Annotated in this window: 12 protein-coding genes and 1 pseudogene; 8 read left to right on the forward strand and 5 right to left on the reverse strand. The window is 73.6% G+C overall.

The genetic code is table 11. The annotated features are described in order from the left end of the window. Positions 1 to 2: 2 nt before the first annotated feature. Positions 3 to 524 carry an NUDIX domain-containing protein gene (locus tag ACVWNX_RS13580; RefSeq protein WP_454414176.1) on the reverse strand — a complete coding sequence of 174 codons (522 nt, stop codon included), beginning with the start codon at positions 522 to 524 and terminating at the stop codon, positions 3 to 5. A gap of 213 nt (positions 525 to 737) precedes the next feature. Here ACVWNX_RS13580 and amcB point away from each other — a divergent pair, with 213 nt between their 5' ends. The 4 genes from amcB (at position 738) to ACVWNX_RS13600 (ending at position 3,950) form a co-directional block, all read left to right on the forward strand. Then, positions 738 to 1,889, forward strand: a complete 1,152-nt coding sequence (gene amcB, locus ACVWNX_RS13585) for a cyclophane-forming radical SAM peptide maturase AmcB (RefSeq protein ID WP_454414177.1) — start codon at positions 738 to 740, stop codon at positions 1,887 to 1,889. After that, positions 1,886 to 2,074 carry a multiple cyclophane-containing RiPP AmcA gene (amcA, locus tag ACVWNX_RS13590; protein WP_454414178.1) on the forward strand — a complete coding sequence of 63 codons (189 nt, stop codon included), beginning with the start codon at positions 1,886 to 1,888 and terminating at the stop codon, positions 2,072 to 2,074. Before amcB ends, amcA begins: the two co-directional genes overlap by 4 nt. A 74-nt stretch (positions 2,075 to 2,148) precedes the next feature. Then, on the forward strand, positions 2,149 to 2,835 hold the full coding sequence (locus ACVWNX_RS13595) for a pentapeptide repeat-containing protein (protein WP_454414179.1): 687 nt from the start codon (positions 2,149 to 2,151) through the stop codon (positions 2,833 to 2,835). Between the two features lie 374 nt (positions 2,836 to 3,209). Then, positions 3,210 to 3,950 (forward strand): pyridoxine/pyridoxamine 5'-phosphate oxidase, encoded by a 741-nt coding sequence (locus tag ACVWNX_RS13600; RefSeq protein ID WP_454414180.1) that lies wholly within the window; start codon positions 3,210 to 3,212, stop codon positions 3,948 to 3,950. A 66-nt stretch (positions 3,951 to 4,016) separates the two neighbouring features. On the opposite strand, the gene ACVWNX_RS13605 is transcribed toward ACVWNX_RS13600, so the two are convergent. Next, on the reverse strand, positions 4,017 to 5,138 hold the full coding sequence (locus tag ACVWNX_RS13605) for an SGNH/GDSL hydrolase family protein (RefSeq protein WP_454414181.1): 1,122 nt from the start codon (positions 5,136 to 5,138) through the stop codon (positions 4,017 to 4,019). A 636-nt stretch (positions 5,139 to 5,774) separates the two neighbouring features. Next, complete coding sequence (locus ACVWNX_RS13610; RefSeq protein ID WP_454414182.1) at positions 5,775 to 6,038, reverse strand: hypothetical protein; 264 nt, start codon at positions 6,036 to 6,038, stop codon at positions 5,775 to 5,777. Between the two features lie 414 nt (positions 6,039 to 6,452). Between ACVWNX_RS13610 and ACVWNX_RS13615 the strand changes: the two genes are divergently transcribed. Continuing rightward, positions 6,453 to 7,091, forward strand: a complete 639-nt coding sequence (locus ACVWNX_RS13615) for a hypothetical protein (RefSeq protein WP_454414183.1) — start codon at positions 6,453 to 6,455, stop codon at positions 7,089 to 7,091. Between the two features lie 67 nt (positions 7,092 to 7,158). Here the strand turns inward: ACVWNX_RS13615 and ACVWNX_RS13620 are convergent, their stop codons facing one another. Further along, positions 7,159 to 7,770, reverse strand: coding sequence for a GNAT family N-acetyltransferase (locus ACVWNX_RS13620; protein WP_454414184.1), 612 nt, complete (start codon positions 7,768 to 7,770; stop codon positions 7,159 to 7,161). 237 nt (positions 7,771 to 8,007) lie between these two features. Between ACVWNX_RS13620 and ACVWNX_RS13625 the strand changes: the two are divergent. Both ACVWNX_RS13625 and ACVWNX_RS13630 read left to right on the forward strand, forming a co-directional pair. Then, positions 8,008 to 9,177: pseudogene (locus ACVWNX_RS13625) on the forward strand (flavin-containing monooxygenase); the annotation flags it as partial. Between the two features lie 734 nt (positions 9,178 to 9,911). Further along, positions 9,912 to 11,546: an ABC-F family ATP-binding cassette domain-containing protein gene (locus ACVWNX_RS13630; protein ID WP_454414185.1), complete on the forward strand. Its 1,635-nt coding sequence runs from the start codon at positions 9,912 to 9,914 to the stop codon at positions 11,544 to 11,546. A gap of 167 nt (positions 11,547 to 11,713) precedes the next feature. On the opposite strand, the gene ACVWNX_RS13635 is transcribed toward ACVWNX_RS13630, so the two are convergent. Then, on the reverse strand, positions 11,714 to 12,514 hold the full coding sequence (locus tag ACVWNX_RS13635; protein ID WP_454414186.1) for a hypothetical protein: 801 nt from the start codon (positions 12,512 to 12,514) through the stop codon (positions 11,714 to 11,716). 594 nt (positions 12,515 to 13,108) lie between these two features. Between ACVWNX_RS13635 and erm the strand changes: the two genes are divergently transcribed. Next, the gene (erm, locus tag ACVWNX_RS13640; protein ID WP_454414758.1) at positions 13,109 to 13,897 is read left to right on the forward strand and encodes a 23S ribosomal RNA methyltransferase Erm; all 789 of its coding nucleotides are present in this window, start codon (positions 13,109 to 13,111) and stop codon (positions 13,895 to 13,897) included. The last annotated feature ends 267 nt before the right edge of the window (positions 13,898 to 14,164 follow it).

The raw sequence follows: 14,164 nt of genomic DNA on the forward strand, positions 1-14,164 counted from the left end.
GCTCACACGCGGGCGCGTTCCTCACTAGCCGGGTAGTTCAACAGAGCGAACCGGGCCAGGGAACGAACCTGATCGAACGTTTTGAGACCGTTGAGATCTTCCAGGCCGAACCAGGCCGCGCCGTGGACCTCGTCCAGTTGCGCTTCCACTGGGCGCCCCTGGCTATCCGCCGCGCGCCGGACGTAGAAGAACTGCACCAGCGCCGGAGTGATGAATCCCTCGCGCTCGACATCGACGTAGAACGGAACCGGCTCGGGGGTGGCATTGCCGTCAGGCGAGTGGACGGGGGGCTGGCTGGACAGAGCCTCCACCACCAGACCCGTCTCCTCCTTGAACTCCCGAACCGCAGTTCCAGCGAAGGACTCGCCGGGTTCGATGTGCCCACCTGGCGGCACCCATTTGTCGAAGCGGTTGTGATGGACGAGCAGCACCCGACCACCTTCGACGAGGTAGCCCGAGCAGATGTACACCAAGCCGATGTCACGGGCGGTGTGACCGTCATGAATCAGGATCGAGCGAGGCACGGTCGCCACCCTAGTCCACACCTGTCCGGCCCAACCCCCTTGTGGATAAAGGATTGAGCGGTTCCGTAATCGAGTCCCGGGATGACATGTCATCCGGGATGACATGGTGATGTCAGCATGAATCCGGCTCGATGAACCAGATGGTGGTCCCGTCCAGCCGTCGGCTCCCGCCCCGGCCTGGTGACGCCCCTGTCCACAGAGGAGAGGACCACCATGCGCTACCGCGATTCCTCCTGGCGTGCCCGCTACTCCGAACGGTTCACAGCACCACGAACCGTTGTCGTCCAACCCACGACCTGGTGCAACCTCGACTGCCGTTACTGCTATCTCCCGTTCCGCAAGCTGAAGCACCGAATGTCCCCGGACGTGGCCGTCGCCGTGGCGGACTCGGTCGCCCGCTTCGAGGACGTGGGAGGCCCCGTCGGCATCGTGTGGCACGGCGGCGAACCACTCGCCGTGGGAACCGACGCGTTCACGACCCTGCTCGAACCGTTCGAGGAACTGCGCCACGTTGGCCGTGTCCGCCACTACGTTCAGACGAACGCGACACTCGTCACTGACGCGTGGTGTGAGCTGCTGGCCTCACGGGAGGTTCGTGTCGGGGTGAGCATAGACGGCCCCGCCAGCATGAACGCCGAGCGGGTCGATCTCCGGGGCAAGGCCGCTTTCGAGCGGATCTCACGCGGTGTCTCCCGATTGCGCGACCACGGCATCCCCTTCTCCGTGATCTCCGTCGTCGGGGTGTCCGGTATCACCGAGCCGGAAAGTCTACTGAATTTCCTGGCCTCTCTGGGGTGCTGCTCAGCGGGCCTCAACATCGAGGAGGTGGAGGGCGTCAACACCTACCGGGAGCCGCCCACGCCCTCTCAAGCCGAGGAATTCTGGGGCCGGGTTCTGGTCTGGACACGGCGGCACCTGGACGCTCCGGCCATCCGGGAAGTCGAGCGGCTCTCCGAGTACCTGCGGCTGATCCGATCAGGTCGACGTGCCGAGTGGGAGCAACGACGCCTGGACCCGATTCCCACCGTCTCGTGGAAAGGGGACGTGGTCCTGCTCTCTCCCGAGCTCGCGGATACCCAGGCGCCCCGGTACGACGACTTCCTGGCAGGCAGCGTCCTCGATCGCACCCTGGGAGAGATCGTCCGCGACGCCCACCAGCTCGGGTACGTGCGGGAGTTCCTCACGGGATTGGATCGCTGCCAGGCCGAGTGCGAGTTCTTCGACTTCTGCCGTGGCGCCCAAGCGGCCAACCGCTACTTCGAGAACGGCAGCTTCCGGACCACCGAAACGAACTACTGCCGTGTCTCCCGGCAGTCCCTGGTCACCGCCCTGTCCCACCTCGCTTCCAAGGAGACACACGCATGACGACCCTGGAACGCCTCGTCTCGTCGAACGCGCCCATCGTGGTGGAGTTGTCCTCCACCAGTGACGTCCTGTCCCACACGACTGCGGGAACACCCTGGGACAACCGCCCGACCTGGGACAACTGGGCGAAGACCCCGGCCCCCTTCGACAACCGGCCGACCTGGGACAACTGGAGCAAGAAGTAGACCCGCCGCTGGTGGTAGCACTCCCAGGCACTACCACCAGCGGTACCGGCCGTATCACCCTTGAGAGGTCATCCATGAACATCCGCACCGTCCGGCGCACGAGCGTGGCACTTCCCGCTCCGGACGAGCCGGGGTCCTACCTGTCCAACGTCTCCACGCTGGAGAACGCGCGGGGTCGGGTGGCGGAGTTCCAGTACTCCGACGCCGACCTACGGGACCTCGATCTGGCCGACACCCATCTGCTGAACGGGCGGATCAGCGGCCTCACCGTCCGGCGCACCCGACTCGACCGGGTCCGTGTCGACTCCGTGGAGTTCACGGGGTCCGATCTCGGTGCCCTGCGGTGGACCGACAGCAAGCTGTCCCGTGTCGTGTTCCGCGACTGCAAGTTGATGGGTTCCGTGTTCGACGGGATCACTCTGGACAACGCGCTGTTCGAACACTGCAAGCTCGACTACGGCACATTCGTCCGGGTCCGCGCCTCGGGGCCTGTGATCTTCTCCTCGTGCTCGTTCCGCGAGGCCACGTTCGAAGCAGCCGACCTGGGCCGGGCCCTGCTGGACGACTGCGACCTCCGCCTGACCGAGTTCACGGGCGGCACGTACCGCGGCCTCGATCTGCGCGGCAACGACCTCCACCAGGTGCGCGGCGTGGCCTCGCTCAGGCAAGTGGTCCTCGAACGTTCCCAGGCCCCTCAGCTGGCCGAGGCGCTCATGGCCGAGTTGGGCGTCACCTTCGGGGACGATCACCCGGCGGGGTAGGGGGTGGTTCCTCGTCCGGACCAAGTACCGCCGTCGCCCCCAGCGGACCCGCCTGTCCCGAGCGGCTCCAGACGCCCCGGGTGGAAGCGGAGCCGATGCCGAGAGCGGGCGCGGGCCGCTGCTCATCGCCTCGTTCACCAAGACGTGCCAACCGGGGCCGTGTGCCCCGGGCTGGCGGACGACCGCGCCGTGCCCTCGGGCGCCCTGGGGCGAACCGGCGCCGTCTGTCCGCACCGGGCCCCGGACCTCGCTCCCGGGCGCGCCTGGGACGAGTCGGACGTGGCCGCCCCCGTTCCCGTACGGGCGTCCCCGTCGCCCCGCTCGGCCCGGCTGGTCGGGGTGCGCGGGCGGGCCGTACCGGGATCATGGGCGTCATGGACACGGAACTCGACGCCCTGCTGAGCGCTCTGCGGGTCTGGGACCTGCCGGAGCTGCCCCGGTTCGATCCGGAGGCGGCCCCGGACGAGCCCCGCGCGCTGTTCACCGAGTGGTTCGCGGACGCCGTGGCGGCCGGGCAGCCCGAGCCGCACACCCCGTCCCTGGCGACGGCCGACGCGGACGGACTGCCCGACGTGCGGACCGTGATGCTGCACGGGGTGGACGACCGGGGCTGGCTGTTCGCCTCGCACGCGACGAGCCGCAAGGGGCGTCAGCTCACGGCCCGCCCGTACGCGGCGCTCGGCTTCTACTGGCCCGCGCGGGCCCGCCAGGTGCGGGTGCGCGGGCCCGTCACCGTACTGCCAGCGCAGGAGGCGCGGGCGGACCTGGCCCGGCGGACCACCGGCGCGCTGGCCGCCGCCCTCACCGGACGGCAGAGCCAACCGCTCGGCGGGCTCGACGAGTTGGCTGACGCCTCCGCCGCCGCCTGGGAGCGCGCCGCCGCCGAGCCCGACGCCGCCGTACCGAGCTGGACGCTCTACGCCCTCGACCCGGACGAGGTGGAGTTCTTCCAGGGGGACGTCCGGCGACGGCACGTCCGGCTCCAATACGCCCGGGAGGGTACCGGTGGGACGGAGAGCACCGGTCGGGCGGAGGGGATCGGTGGTTCCGGCGGGGCCCGAGCCGGACGGGTGGTGGCCGCGTCCGGGTGGCGGCGCTCGCTGCTCTGGCCCTGACACCGTGTGATCCTGGGCCGTCCGGCCCCGAGCCGAGGGGGAGGCGGCGTCCGATGGGTGCGTCCGTTACCGGTCGAGGGCCTTCTCCACGGCGTCCGCCACGTGACGGGCCTGGAGGTCGCGGCCCTTCTCGTTGGGGTGCGCGTACCAGGGGAGCGACCGGTCGCCGATCCTGATCCGGGAGTCCTCCAGCAGACCGCCGATGCCCCGTTCGGCGCCGTCACAGGCGGTGGCCGCGCCGGTGCGGGCGTAGAGGTCCACGAAGCGGGCCCCGCCCTCGGCGTCGGCGGCGGCCTTCCGCATCACGTCGTTCAACCGCTTCTGCGTCCGGTCCAGGAGCGGCAGGGCGTCCCGTGGGACGTCCGCGAACGGCGGCTCGGTCTGGCCCGGGGCCGGAGTCAGGCACCTGGTGGTGTCGGCGGGGATCAGCCGGGGGTAGCCGACCAGGACCCGCTCCGCCCCGGGGGAGAAGTACGCGATGTGGTCGAGCAGTTCCTCCAGTTCCTCCGCCACCCGCTCGAACCGCCCGTCCAGCCACCGCTTCCCGGCTCCGGAGCCGAAGAACCCGCCGCAGTCGGCGGCCGGTTCGGCCGCGTCCACCGGGGTGCCGGGCAGCAGGGCGTGCCCGTCGCCGCGGAGGACGTCGGAGCACTGCTTCAGGACGCGGACGAAGTCCAGCGTGTTGCCGCCCAGGCCGCCCACGGCCAGCGCGGTGTCGTCCTTGAAGGCGTCCTGTTGCGGCGGCACCTTCAGTCCGGTTCCGGACAGCGTCTCCTGTTCGTCCCAGACGTGGTGGACGAGAGCGCCCCCGCAGGAGACGTCCGACCTGACGTCCAGCGTGACGCCCCGGTCCGCGAGGCGCCGGGCGGCGACGGCGGGGTAGTTCTCCTCCGCGCGGAAGCAGAAGAAACCGCCGGGGTCGGACTGGCTCCAGGGCGCGAGGCCGTAGTTGGCGGTGGCCGAGTCACCGAAGACGACGGTCGGCACGGGGGCGGCGGGGGTCTCTTCCCCGGCCGCTTCCCCGGCCGCTTCCACCACCGCCGCTTCCGCGCCTCTCGCCGCCGGGGCCGGGGACGGGGGCGTGGGCGCCGCCGGGGCGGCGGGTGCCAGGGAGCCGCCCAGCGCGAGGGCCGTGAGGGCCGCTACGGCGAGCCGTCGCGCCACGGGGGTTGTCGTCGTCCTGCGCACGGCCGGAAGCATGGCGGTGCCCTTTCGTCGGGCCACGGGAGGGGCGAACGGAACACGGGAACGTTCCGTATTCACTCAGACGTGGAACGCGACCTCCCAGGAGGCGGACGCCGCATCCGCGCGTTCTCGGCCAAGCCCGGCGCGGGCCGTTCGTCCGGCCTGGTCAGCGGGGTGCGCGGGCGGCGCGGCGGGGAGGCGCCCGGCGGTGACCATGACCCGAAAGAGGAACCGCCCCCGTCCGTCCACCGCGTGAGGGTGGGAGGCGGACCGTGTGCGGGCGGTAGGCGGACCGCGTACGGGCGGGCGGTGGGCCGGGCGGCGCGGGTGGGCGGCGGCGGTCTCCGAGGGCGGTCGGGCGCGTCGTACGGGGCGGCGACCGTCGGACGTCAGCGCGGAGGCCCGGACGGTTCCCGCGCCGCGATCGGCCGGAAGTCCGCCCACGGGGGTGACGTTTCCGGGGAGGGGGGGACGTCCGGGTGACGTCCGGGGCGCCGGAGACGCTTCCAAGGCGGCCAGGGCGACCAGGGCGGCCCAACCACCTTGCCGGACGCGGCGGTTCGCGGAACGCGTGCCGCACCGCCCGGCCCCGGGGTGCCGGGGCCGGACGGCGTGGTGGTGGGCGTCAGGCCCGGGAGGTCATCCGCGACGGACCCACAGTTCGTAGGCCGGGGCCGGGCCGCAGTCGTACTCCAGCGCGTGGCCGACCCGGACCAGGGCCTCACCCGTCGAACGACAGTTGATCGCGGAGTAGTACGGACCGTAGTTGCGCCAGCCGGACTGGGCGGCGGTGGGCGCCGAGGACGCGGCGGGTGCCGCCTGGGCGGTGGGCGCGGCGATCAGCGCGGTGCCCGCCAGGGTCGCCGCCACGGCCGCGACGGAGAACGTTCTGCGAATCGACATGACGATGGAACTCTCCTTGCTTCCCCATGGTGCGCCGGGGCCCCCGCCCCGGCTGGGCCGAGCTTGGACCCGTGGCCGCCGACGATCAACGGGAAGCGCGCGTTCCACGACTAATTGGCCGATCCACTGACCTTGGCCGAATCCATCTGTACATCACAGCGAACCGGACATCTCGCTGACCGGACGGTCCGCACACCAGCGCCCCGGGGAAACACGGGTACGGCCCGGGCGGGTGGTTGCGCCTCCCGCCCGTTGTCACCCACAGGAATCCCGCCCGGGACACCCGCCCCACCGCTCACAATGCTGCTCATCCCGGGCGGGCCTCCCCGGCCGCCCGTGTCGTGTCGTCAACGACTCCCACCCTGGGCGCGCCGGTGGCCCGCCCGGGTGCCGCACGTTTGGGGAAGGGTCTCCATGGCCAGTTGGGGTAAGACCGTCGTCATCGCGGAGCCCGCGCCCGCCACGGCCCGCGCCGCTCGTTTCCTCGCCTTCAAGCCCGAGTCGGACGACGAGGTGTTCGGGCTGGCGATCGGGGGGCTGCTGGGCGGCGCGGTGCTGCTGGGGCTCGGCGGCGGCGGGGTGGGCGCGGTGGTGGCCACGCTGTTCGGGGACGCCGTCGCCCCGTGGGCCTGGGTCGGCTTCGACGCCGCGCTGGTGGGGTGCGTGGTCGCGGCGTACGTCCTGGTGGCCCGGTACGGGCTGCGGTTCAGCGACCGGGACGGCGAGGCCGCGCGGTCCTCACGGATCATGGCGGAGCAGGGCAACACCGCCTGGCGCTGCCTGCCCGACCGTGAACGGCGCCACCGCTGCGAGCAGTTGCGCGCGATGAACGCCGCCGTCCGGCTGCTGCTGATCGACCCCGCCGACGCCCAGGCCCGCTCGGCGCTGGTGCACAACGCCGCCGCGCTGCACCACCTCACCCTGGCCGGGCTGCCCGCGCCCCGGTCGGGCGGCCCGGGTCCGGAGGGGCGTGGGCCGGAGGGGCGTGGGCCGGAGGGTGGTCGCGGGCCGGAGGGGCGTGGCCAGGAAGGCCGTGCCTCCCACTCCGCCTAGCCCGGCCCAGGGAACCCGGGAGCGGGTCGAGAAGCCCGGGAAGTCCCGCGAGGTCCCGGGGGGGGGGTCAGCCCACCGCCGGGTACGGGTCCGTGGCGAGCCGGGCGTGCAGATGGACGTCGCGGAAGGCGTCGTGCCGTCCCGCCGCGAACATCGCGTCCCGCAGGGTCCCCTCGGCCCGGTAGCCCGTCCGCTCCGCGATCCGGCAGGACACCCCGTGGTCCGAGGCGTGGCCCAGTTCCAGCCGGTGCAGCCCGCGTTCGCGGAACGCCCAGCCGCTCACCAGCGCCAGGGCGCGGGTCGCGACGCCCCGGCCCCGGGCCTCCGGCAGGGTCCAGTAGCCGACGATCGCCTGCCGCAGCGCGTCGTTGACGTTGTTGACGCCGATGTGGCCGAGGGCCGCGCCCGTCTCCGCGTCGGTGACGCGGAACGAGGCGGCGGTGCCCTGCCGGGCCTGCTCCGCGCGGGCGGTCAGCGAGACGCGGGCGTCCTCCTCCGTGGCGACCGTGATCATCGGGGTGTTCCAGCGCAGGAACTCCGGGTCGGTCAGCCCGCGCAGCCACGCCGACAGGTCGTCGGGCGCCTCCGCGTCCCAGGGGCGCAGCTCCAGCCCCGCGCCCCGCAGGACCGGTCCCGCCTCCGTCGTCTCCGTCGTCTCCATCGCGTCCTCGCTGGTCATCGGGGCCTGCCTGATGCGTTCATTGAACACCCACCCGATCAGCGGACCGGGGTAATTACGGATGGGCCGGGGAGCGGACCGGGGCTGGCCAGGGCGGACCAGGGGCGGACCGACAGGAGGCCGACGGTCCGAAGTGGCCGGAAACCTCCACCCTCATGAACGTCCGTGATCAATTCGCAACGCATTTCGGTCTTGACCGAGACCAATCAACTCAGGACGGGATTACGCTCGCTGCTCATGGCCGTCACCTCAGACCACGACAAAGCCGCCCTGCTCCGCACGGACGACCGTCCCGTCTACGTCATCGGCGGCGGCCCCGGCGGCCTCGCCACGGCGTACGCGCTGCGCTCGCGCGGGGTGCGGGCCGTGGTCCTGGAGAAGGGCGACGCGGTGGGCACCGCCTGGCGCGGCCACTACGACCGGCTGCGACTGCACACCACCCGGCGCCGCTCCGCGCTGCCCGGGCTGCCGATCCCCCGGTCCTTCGGCCGCTGGGTCGGCCGCGACCATCTGGTGCGGTACCTGGAGAAGTACGCCGAGCACCATGAGCTGGAGGTCGTCACCGGGGTCGAGGTGACCCGCGTCGACCCCGCCCCCGACGGCGGCGGCTGGGTGCTGAGCGCCAGCGGCGGGCGGGAGCTGGCCGGTTCGGCCGTCGTCGTCGCCACCGGTCACCACCACACGCCCCGGCCGCTCGCGTGGCCCGGCGCCGACGCGTACCCCGGGACCCTGCTGCACGCCTCCCGCTACCGCGACCCCGCCCCCTACGCGGGCGACGACGTCCTGGTGGTGGGCGCCGGGAACACCGGCGCCGAGATCGCGGTGGACCTGGTCGAGGGGGGCGCCGCCCGGGTCCGGCTCGCGGTGCGCACCGTCCCGCACATCGTCCGCCGCGCCACCCTGGGGTGGCCGGCCCAGTCGGGCGCGGTCCTGACCCGCCGGGTCCCGGCCCCCCTGGCGAACCAACTGGCCCGGGCGCTGGCCCGGGTGAGCGTCCCGGACCTCCGCGCGCACGGGCTGCCCCGGCCCCGCACCGGACTGCGCACCCGGGTGCGGCACGGCGCGCTGCCCGTCGTGGACACCGGATTCGTCAAGGCGGTGCGGACCGGGCGGATCGAGATCGTGGCCGCGGTGGAGTCGTTCGACGGCGGCGAGGTGGTCCTCGCGGACGGCTCCCGCGTCGGACCGGACGCCGTCATCGCCGCCACCGGCTACGCGCGCGGCCTCGAACCGCTCGTCGGCCACCTCGGGGTGCTCACCTCCGACGGACGCCCCCGGGTGCGCGGCGGGCGGTGCCCGAAGGGCGCGCCCGGTCTGTACTTCACCGGGTTCACCAACCCCGTCAGCGGGATGCTGCGCGAACTCGGGCTGGACGCGCCCCGGATAGCCCGGGCGGTCGCCCGCCGCCTCCCCGACGTCCGCCGCGAACGGGACGCCCGGGACGCCGTCCCCGCCCCGGAGGCACCCGAGGCACCCGAGGCACCCGAGGCACCCGAGGCCCAGGAAACTCCCGAGGCCCGCGAGGCGCGGGGGACGCGGGGGACGGGACCGGAGCCCGCCCGGAAGACGTCCGAGGAGGCCGAGGGGGCCGGGGCGGCAGGAGAAACCCGGAGAGCCGGAGGAACCGGGGAGGCCGGAGGAACCGGGAGGGCCGGAGGAACCGAGGAGGCCGGAGGAACCGAGGGAGCCGGAGGAGCCGAGGGAGCCAGAGGAACCGAAAGGGCCACGGGACCCGAGGAGGCGGAGGCGTCCGCGCCGGTCGGCGGGGCCGAGCGTTAATTCACGGGACGGCGGACGCCCGCGTTGTTACGCTGGAGGCGCCCCACACCCTTCCGCGAGGAGAGCAGCCATGGCGGGTGACGACGACATCTCCGGGTGACACCCGGGGCTGACCGGCCACCGGCGGACGCATCGGCGTCGACGCCGTGGCCCGCGCAGTCGTATCCGCCGCCCCTCGTCTGCCGAGGGCGGGCGCCCCACCGCACCACGACGATCCCGCGATCAACGCTGACCCGTGATGGACCGTAACGGCTCGTGACGAACCGTGACGAACCCCGGTGAACCAGCGACGATCCGGACGGTCGACGTGCCGTCCGGCCGCCGGGTGCGCGCCGCCCCACTCCCCCGTGAGGTCTCCGCACATGTCCGACGCCACCGTCGTCTGCTCCCAGCTGTCCTTCTCCTGGCCCGACGACACCCCCGTCCTCCGGGACCTGAACTGCTCCGTGGGCGGTGGCCGCACCGGCCTCGTCGCGCCCAACGGCTCCGGCAAGAGCACCCTGCTCAAGCTGATCGCCGGTGAACTGCGGCCCACCGCCGGGTCCGTGACCGTCACCGGTACCCTCGGCTACCTCCCGCAGAGCCTCCCCCTGACCCCGGAGCTGACCGTGGCCCAGGTGCTGGGGATCGACGGGGTGGTCTCCGCCCTGGACGCCATCGAGTCCGGCGACGTGCGCGAGGAGCACTTCGCCACCGTCGGCGACGACTGGGACGTCGAGGAACGCACCCGCGCCCAGCTCGACCGGCTGGGTCTCGGCCACCTCGCCCTCGACCGGACCCTCGGCACCCTCAGCGGCGGTCAGACCGTCTCCCTGGGGCTCGCCGCCCGGCTGCTGGTCCGGCCCGACGTGCTGCTCCTCGACGAACCCACCAACAACCTCGACGGCGAGGCCCGCCAGCGCCTCCACGAGGTGCTGTCCGACTGGCCGGGCGCCCTGCTGCTGGTCAGCCACGACCGGGCGCTCCTCGACCGGATGGACCGGATCGTGGAACTCGGGCCCGACGGACTCCGCACGTACGGCGGGAACTTCACCGCCTACCAGGAGGCCGTCCAAGCGGAACGGGACGTCGCGGAGAAGAACGTCCGCAACGCCGAACAGGACCTCAAGCGCGAGAAGCGGGAACTGCGGCAGGCCCGGGAACGCGCCGACCGGCGGATGAGCAACGCCGCCCGCAACCTCAAGGACGCGGGGCTGCCCCGGATCTTCGCCGGGAACATGAAGCGCGGCGCGCAGGAGGCGGCGGGGCGGTCCGGGCAGACCCACGCCGCCCGGGTCGAGGGCGCCAGGGCCCGGCTGGACGAGGCCGAGCGCGCCCTGCGCGACGAACCGCGCCTCGCCCTGGACCTGCCGGACACCCGGGTGCCCGCCGGACGCACCCTGTTCCTCGGGGAGTCGCTCCAGGTGCGCCACGGCGACCGGCCGCTGTTCGGCGCGGACGGCGTCGGGCTCACCGTGCGCGGACCCGAACGGATCGCGCTGACCGGCCCCAACGGCGCGGGCAAGACCACCCTGCTGCGGCTGCTGCACGGCGACCTCGCCCCGGACGGGGGCACCCTGCGGCGCGCCGACGGCCGGACCGCGTACCTGTCCCAGCGGCTCGACCTGCTGGACCCGGAGCGCACCGTGGCCCGGAACCTGGCCGACTGGGCCCCGGGCCGCCCCGAGGCCGAGCGGATGAACCTGCTCGCCCGGTTCCTGTTCCGGGGCGCCCGGGCCCAGCTGCCCGTCGGGGCGCTCTCCGGCGGGGAACTGCTGCGCGCCACCCTGGCCTGCGTGCTGTACGCCGAACCGGCCCCCCGGCTGCTGCTGCTGGACGAGCCGACGAACAACCTCGACCTGTCCGGCACCGAGCAGCTGGAGGGCGCCCTCGCCTCCTACCAGGGAGCGTTCGTGGTCATCAGCCACGACGAACGGTTCCTCGACCGGATCGGCGTGGACCGCTGGCTACGGCTGTCCGACGGCGAACTGACGGAAACGGGCGGCCCGCTGGGGTGAACCCCACCGGACCGGCGGCTCCCCCGGCCGTGGGTGCCGGGTCCAGCGGCACCCACCGGCCCGGCGACGCCCGGCCCGGCGGCCGGCTGGGCCGTCTCTCACGGATCGTCGTCGACCAGCGGCCCGGTGGCCGTCCGGCCGGGTAGGGACGGCCACCGGACCCCCGGTCACCGCTCCCGGGCCTCCCGGTCCTCCCGGTCCTCCGGGGCGAACGGGCCCACCTCGGCCACGGCGAACGGCTCGACGGCGGTCTTCCCGTCGCTCACCGTGCCCTCCAGCGCGAGCGAGCCCCCCATCATCCGCAGATCGAGGAAGAACCGGACCGGACCGCCGGGCCTGCCGGACCCGCCGGGCGCGCCCGGCGGGTCCAGTGCGTCGGGCCCACCGGACCGCTTCAGACCGTGGACGCGCCCGTCCGGGTAGCCGAGTTCGTCCAGCGCCTTCCCGACCCGGGCGGGGGTGGGGTCGTCCAGCGCGTCGAGCACCCGGGTGATCCGCTCGGCGTGCAGACGGCCCTCGCACCGCTCCGCCCGGTTCAGCTTCCGCTCTTCGTACGGGGTGTGGGGGCCGGGCTTCGCGGGCTTGTCAGCCGGCGGGTCGGCGGGGACCGGCAGCGGCCCCTCTCCCTTGGGCGTCGCGGGACCGCCCCGCCTGCCCTCCCCGTCCGGCTCGGCCGCGCCGGGGCCGCTCTCCAGATGCGGTTCGGGGTCCGGCGCGCAAGGTCGGCCGACCCGCTCCAGCAGGAAGAGGAACCCGACCTCCTCGTCGGGGACCGTCCCGGGCTCCGGGGCGGTGGCCGCCGCCCGCACCACACCCCCGTCGGTGCCTCCCGTGGCGGCGGACCGGTCCGGGGCGCCCTTGGCGTCGGTGCCGGTGCCGCAGGCGGCGAGGGTCATCGTGGCCAGGGCCGCCACCGCGACGGCGAGCCGCCGGCGGCGGAGTGAACGACGGACGGTGCTGTTCCTCATGGCGGTTCGTGTCATGCCTCCACCCTCCGGCGGCGCCCGTCCGACCGGTATGAGCGCTCGTACTCAACCGCGCCTCCGTGGAACCCCGGTGGGCCTCTGGGTGCCCCGGAAAACCGGATGCCCCCGCGCACCGCGCTCCCTACACTCGGCCCCATGTGTGGAATCTCCTGCTCCGCCTCCGCCGCGACCCGTACCCGCCGCGCTTAGCGGCGGACCTCACCCCGGCCCGCGCCCACCGTCCAGGAACGAACGCCCCGCACGGGGCCGGACGGTCCGCGCCGCCGCCGGTCATCGAGTCGTACCGCCGCTTCGAGCGTCCCGCCGGGCGGCCCCCAGCGCTGCCCGGCTCCCTCCGAAGCCGTGGAGCACCCACCCATGCCCCAGCACGAGCGCGACCACCAGCCCGAGCACCGCCGTCCCGCCCGTCCCGCCCATCCCGGACATCCCACCCGCCGCACACGGACCACCGCCCGGGGCCAGGCACCCACCCCGCCCGTCCCGGACCGCGCCCCCGCCCCGTACGCCCCGGACCACGCCACCGCCCCACACACCCCCTACGCCCCGGAACCCCCCGCCCCCGGTGGACGTCACGAGCTGGGGCAGAACTTCCTCGTCGACCGGGCGGTGATCCGCGCCGTGGTGGACCTCGTGGCCCGGACCGAGGGGCCCGTCCTGGAGATCGGCACCGGGGACGGCGCCCTCACCCTGCCGCTCCAGGCGCTGGGACGACCGCTGACCGGCGTCGAGATCGACCCCCGGCGGGTGGCCCGGCTGCGCCGCCGCACCGGTCCGGCGACCACCCTCGTCCACGCGGACTTCCTGCGCCACCGCGCCCCCGCCGCCCCGCACGTCCTGGTCGGCAACCTCCCCTTCCACGCCACCACCGCGATGCTGCGCCACGTCCTCGACTCCCCCCACTGGACGGACGCGGTGCTGCTGACGCAGTGGGAGGTGGCCCGGCGGCGGGCCGGGGTCGGCGGGGCGACGATGATGACCGCGCAGTGGTGGCCCTGGTACGCGTTCCGGCTCGTCCAACGGGTCCCGGCGGCCGCGTTCCGGCCCCGGCCGGGCGTCGACGGCGGTCTGCTGACCGTCACCCGGCGCCCCCGCCCGCTGCTGCCGACCGCCGACCGGCCCGGCTACCAGGACTTCGTCCGACGGGTGTTCACCGGACGGGGCCGGGGCGTCGAGCGGATCGTCACCACCGTCCGGCCCGGCTCCTCCCCCCGCGCGGTACGGGACTGGGCCCGTCGCCACGGGATCCCCTCCGACGCCCTGCCCAAACAACTGACGGACCGTCAATGGGTTGATCTGTACCGGCTCGACGACGTCCGGAGGAGTGGGACCGGACGGCGTCGCGAACGGACCTCCCGGCCCTCTTGAAAGGAGATCAAGTCCCCTTACACTCAAGGAACTTGATCACAGAACCGAGTGGCAACGCGAAGACCCTCCCGGAACCCGGGGGGCGGAAGGGAGCGACCCTCCAGCCCCCTGCCGCCCCCGGCCGCCGAACCGGCGGCCGGGAGGGATTTCCCGTCAGGACAACTCCCTTTCGGCCAACTGCCGTTAGCCTGTCCGCGACAACCCCACGGTCCGTCCCTCCGGGCCTTCGAGCAGTGCCCTTCCCGTTCCGGCTACCACGAAGGCACC

The sequence above is a fragment of the Streptomyces sp. JNUCC 64 genome, from assembly GCF_054484115.1.

What these genes read in the sequence shown, in the direction of transcription:
- amcB (WP_454414177.1), top strand. Translation starts at nt 738, where the DNA reads ATGCGCTACCGCGATTCCTCCTGGCGTGCCCGCTACTCCGAACGGTTC.
- amcA (WP_454414178.1), top strand. Translation starts at nt 1,886, where the DNA reads ATGACGACCCTGGAACGCCTCGTCTCGTCGAACGCGCCCATCGTGGTG.
- ACVWNX_RS13595 (WP_454414179.1), top strand. Translation starts at nt 2,149, where the DNA reads ATGAACATCCGCACCGTCCGGCGCACGAGCGTGGCACTTCCCGCTCCG.
- ACVWNX_RS13600 (WP_454414180.1), top strand. Translation starts at nt 3,210, where the DNA reads ATGGACACGGAACTCGACGCCCTGCTGAGCGCTCTGCGGGTCTGGGAC.
- ACVWNX_RS13610 (WP_454414182.1), bottom strand. Translation starts at nt 6,038, where the DNA reads ATGTCGATTCGCAGAACGTTCTCCGTCGCGGCCGTGGCGGCGACCCTG.
- ACVWNX_RS13615 (WP_454414183.1), top strand. Translation starts at nt 6,453, where the DNA reads ATGGCCAGTTGGGGTAAGACCGTCGTCATCGCGGAGCCCGCGCCCGCC.
- ACVWNX_RS13620 (WP_454414184.1), bottom strand. Translation starts at nt 7,770, where the DNA reads ATGACCAGCGAGGACGCGATGGAGACGACGGAGACGACGGAGGCGGGA.
- ACVWNX_RS13630 (WP_454414185.1), top strand. Translation starts at nt 9,912, where the DNA reads ATGTCCGACGCCACCGTCGTCTGCTCCCAGCTGTCCTTCTCCTGGCCC.
- ACVWNX_RS13635 (WP_454414186.1), bottom strand. Translation starts at nt 12,514, where the DNA reads ATGAGGAACAGCACCGTCCGTCGTTCACTCCGCCGCCGGCGGCTCGCC.